Source organism: Streptomyces sp. NPDC101152 (genome assembly GCF_044768275.1).
Lineage (GTDB): Bacteria > Actinomycetota > Actinomycetes > Streptomycetales > Streptomycetaceae > Streptomyces.
Map to the genome: position 1 here is coordinate 1 of NZ_JBIWPO010000127.1, position 3025 is coordinate 3025.

Annotated in this window: 3 protein-coding genes and 1 pseudogene; 3 read left to right on the forward strand and 1 reads right to left on the reverse strand. The window is 68.6% G+C overall.

Translation table 11 applies throughout. The features are described 5' to 3' along the window. Window positions 1-442: 442 nt before the first annotated feature. The 3 genes from ACIRVK_RS45380 to ACIRVK_RS45390 are packed head-to-tail and all read left to right on the forward strand — an operon-like array spanning window position 443 to window position 1562. Window positions 443-814, forward strand: a complete 372-nt coding sequence (locus ACIRVK_RS45380) for a phage holin family protein (RefSeq protein ID WP_404258010.1) — start codon at window positions 443-445, stop codon at window positions 812-814. Then, on the forward strand, window positions 811-1290 hold the full coding sequence (locus ACIRVK_RS45385; protein WP_404258012.1) for a DUF3618 domain-containing protein: 480 nt from the start codon (window positions 811-813) through the stop codon (window positions 1288-1290). The genes ACIRVK_RS45380 and ACIRVK_RS45385 overlap by 4 nt, the downstream gene beginning before the upstream one ends. Before the next feature lie 5 nt (window positions 1291-1295). Beyond that, window positions 1296-1562 carry a DUF4235 domain-containing protein gene (locus tag ACIRVK_RS45390; RefSeq protein ID WP_404258014.1) on the forward strand — a complete coding sequence of 89 codons (267 nt, stop codon included), beginning with the start codon at window positions 1296-1298 and terminating at the stop codon, window positions 1560-1562. Between the two features lie 468 nt (window positions 1563-2030). Here ACIRVK_RS45390 and ACIRVK_RS45395 read toward each other — a convergent pair. Further along, window positions 2031-2878, reverse strand: a pseudogene (locus ACIRVK_RS45395) (transposase); the annotation flags it as partial. Between the last annotated feature and the right edge of the window lie 147 nt (window positions 2879-3025).

Consider the following 3025-nt stretch of genomic DNA (forward strand, 5'->3'; position numbering starts at 1 on the left):
CACCCGCTGCCGAGCCGGAGCGTCCCGACATCCCAGACCACCCCGCCTACCAGCAGATCCTCACCGCCCTGACCGACGCGGGCCGGCCGATGCGCACCCACACCGGCGAGGCAGGCACCACCATGCGCTTCTCCATCGGCCGCTGACCGCCCGCCCTTCGGCGGCCAGGCGCAACTTGGCTACAAGCCGACAGGCTGCCGCCTACCAGACCACACACTGCGGCTAACCGCCCAAGAGCCCGGCCAAACCCCCCGCTCCCGTGCCCGTCCCAGGCCGCACCGTGCGCCCATGATTCTCCTGTTTGGGGTACTCGCGCCGAGACGGGACGGTCGGGTGCCTGACGCGGTCCGGCCCGCACGATCGAGAGGGACGGGAGATGAACGTCGTGTCGAGTACGCAGCCACACCATGCCCGATCCGACCGCGGCGCGGGCCAGGAGCCGGTGAGCGAGTTGGTGCAGCGCTCCTCACAGCAGCTGACCGAGCTGGTACGCGGCGAACTGCGGCTGGCTCAGGCGGAGATGAAGCGGAAGGGCAAGCGCTACGGCAAGGGCGGCGGCCTGTTCGGCGGGGCCGGCGTCGTTGGCTTCCTGATGCTGCAGGCGCTGGTCGCCACCGCGATCGCCGCGCTGGCGGTGCCACTGCCGGTGTGGGCGGCGGCACTGATCGTCACCGGGGTCCTGGGTGTGATCGCCGCGATCATGGTCATGAGTGGAAAGAAGCAGGTGGAACAGGCCTCGCCGCCCACGCCCGAGCAGACGATCGAGAACGTGAAGGCCGACGTGGCCGAGATCAAGGAGAGTGCACAGCGATGACCCAGCCGCCTCATGACGAGCCCACCGCCGCCGGACCCGACGAACTGCGCGAGCAGGTCGAACAGACCCGCACCGAGCTCGGCCAGACGGTCGAGGCGCTGGCGGCGAAGACCGACGTCAAAACCCGCGCCCAGGACAAGGCCGCCGAGGTCAAGCACCAGGCCGCCACCAAGGCCGGCGAACTCAAGGAGCAGGCCACGGTGAAGGCCGGGGAGCTGAAGACGAAAGCCACCGACCTGGCACATCACGCGCAGGACCACCTGCCCGACCCGGTCAAGGACAAAGCCGCCCAAGCCGCCGAACAGGCCCACGCGAAGGCGGCCCAGGCCGGTCACTTGTGGGAGGAGAAGGCGCCCGAGCCCGTGCGACAGAAAACCGCCCAGGGCGCGCAGCTGGCGCGCGACAACCGCACCCTGCTGCTTACCGCGGCCGGCGTGGCCGTCGTGGTGTGGCTGGCCTGCCGCCGCAAAGGGTGAGCCGGGTGAAGGTATCGAAGATCGCATACAAGCCGGTCGGTCTGGCGCTCGGCGCCATCAGCGGCATGACCGCCGGAGCCGTGTTCAAGCAGGCGTGGAAGATGCTCGGCCACGACGACGATGCCCCGGACGCCACCGACGAACAGCGCTCCTGGCGCGAGGTGCTGCTCGCCGCCACCCTGCAAGGCGCGATATTCGCCGGCGTCAAGGCGGCCGTCGACCGCGCGGGCGCCACCGCCACCCGTAGCCTGACCGGAACCTGGCCTGGCTGACGGGCATACGCAGACGGCAGGGCTGGAACGACACCGATACCGGCCCTGCCGACCGCCCCAGACCGCCTACGAAGGACCCTCACAGTCATGTCCGATCAGCACGCGGCTACCGCGCTGACCGCCGCCGCAGTTATCGCCGCGATCCTGGTCGCCCGGGCAGCGATCCTCCACCATGACAGCCGAGCACGCGTCAGCCGCCCTGACCATCGCTGCATGGGGTCCCGGCCCGAGCAGACCCCAACATCGCCGGCCGCACTGTCGCACGATGCCTCCCGAGCCGTGCACGAAGCCGAACGACACGTCCACCGCTGCTGGCAGCAACTCCGAACACGCACCGAACCACCTGAGTGACCCGCGCGTGGAGAAGCCGGTTTCGTCCAGCCAATCGCAGCCCGCGTCGGCCGAAGGGCCGGCGACCGTTCTGGAGCAGGTGCGGGAGGAGAACCGGCAGCTCCGGCCGGCACTCGCCTCCCCCACGCAGGTCGACCATGCCGCTCCGTACGTCTTGGCGAACTCGACAACGGCTTGGAGGACGTGGTCGCGGTCTTCGGCGTTGCGGATCTCCTGCAGGGGCTTGCTCGCGCTGGGCTGGGCAGACTTCGGCAGAGCGTTCACGACGTTGGCGATCTTGTGAACCAAGTACCTCTGATGCCGCGCCTCGGGGAACACCTGGGCCAGGGCCTGCCAGAAGCTGAGAGCCCCACCACCGACCGCGAGGACTGGAGCACGCATCCCACGCCGAGCGCAGTCGCCCAGAAGATCCGCCCAGGAGTCGACCGATTCACGGTAGCCGTCACTCATAGCGATCAGCTCCTTGTTGCCGTCCGCACGCACGCCCATCGGGATGAGCACGCACCACTTCGCCTCGCGCAGGCGTATACGCAGGTGGATGCCGTCGGCCCAGACATAGACAGAGTCCCTGCCGGACAAGTCGCGCTCGCTCAACGCGTCGTGGTCAGATAGCGCAGAGGCAGCACCTTGCTGATCTTCGGGGACTTGCGGCACCACGGTGGCAGGATCGCCGAGGAGAACCGCTTGCGCTCGCCGGTCACCTCGTCGATGCGCCTGTCGTTCACTGGCGGGGCCTTCGCCTCGACCACCCTGGCCGCGGTCATGACTCCCCTCGGCTGATGGTAGTCGTCGCGGACCACCAAGCGGCGTCCGCACTCGTCACGTCTGTCGGCCAACTCGGCTGTATAGGCGTTGACTTCAGCTTGCAGGGCTGCGGCCAGCATCCGCCTTGCACCCTCGCGGACGATGTCGTCGATCAGGGAGCCGGTCCCGGTCGGCCCATCGGCATCTACTAGATGATCGATTCCAAGGGCTGTTGGGCTTCCAGCGAACGACCATGACTGGCTCGGTGCGCTGCGGGGGGTGCCCCTATCTGTTTCGTCAATCCTGGCGGGGCTGGTTCATAGGGGTTCGTGCTGGTTTTCGGGGACGTCACGCTTCGCGTGGCGTTC